Origin of the sequence: Citrobacter sp. Awk 2, assembly GCF_028069815.1 — a bacterium.
GTDB lineage: Bacteria > Pseudomonadota > Gammaproteobacteria > Enterobacterales > Enterobacteriaceae > Citrobacter.
On the sequence record NZ_JANEWL010000244.1, the window covers coordinates 1 to 679 of the forward strand.

Consider the following 679-nt stretch of genomic DNA (forward strand, 5'->3'; position numbering starts at 1 on the left):
ATTTATGATCGTTTATTCATTATTAATGCAAATAATAATATTAATTTCCATAACATAAGGGGATAAAACCCATGATGCAATTTTACATAACGAAGAATTGACCATTCCCTCTTAGTGTGCCTTAATGTAAGTATCGCCCACTGGTTGGGTACACTTTAAGGAACCTTTTGTGAGCCAGGTTACCAGCCTACGCAAACGACACCGATTTAACAGTCGCATGATCCGGATCGTACTGCTTATCAGCTTCATCTTCTTCTTCGGACGCTTCGTCTACTCTGCTATCGGTGCGTGGCACCACCACCAGGACAAGAAAGAATCCCAGCAGACCACCTTGCCGCAACAGACTTCTCCTGCACAAACTGACGAACGCTGAACGCTCGTATCTGTGATCCCCCCTGTCTTAAGATTCCTTACCGGATGGCTAATCGCCTGATGTTTAACCATCCGGTAAGGGATTTGAGCGAACATTTTTCGCCCTATCCAGCCAACAACACAGACTGCTGTATTGGATATGCCTGCGACGTTCCGCACAATTACACAATCTTTTCCTTCCACTTCACCGCACCATTTACGCTGTTTTTTTACGTTCGCCTTTACTGCACATAAAAAGACATACACAGCTCAAATAACCGCTAATTAATATCCTCAAAAAATATCAGCGGCCTACGCATTAATATTT

1 protein-coding gene is annotated in these 679 nt (G+C 43.3%); it reads left to right on the forward strand.

All coding sequences use genetic code 11. The features are described 5' to 3' along the window. The first annotated feature begins 169 nt into the window (after positions 1–169). Complete coding sequence (locus tag NNO02_RS23455) at positions 170–373, forward strand: YfgG family protein (protein WP_071887371.1); 204 nt, start codon at positions 170–172, stop codon at positions 371–373. Positions 374–679: the final 306 nt, after the last annotated feature.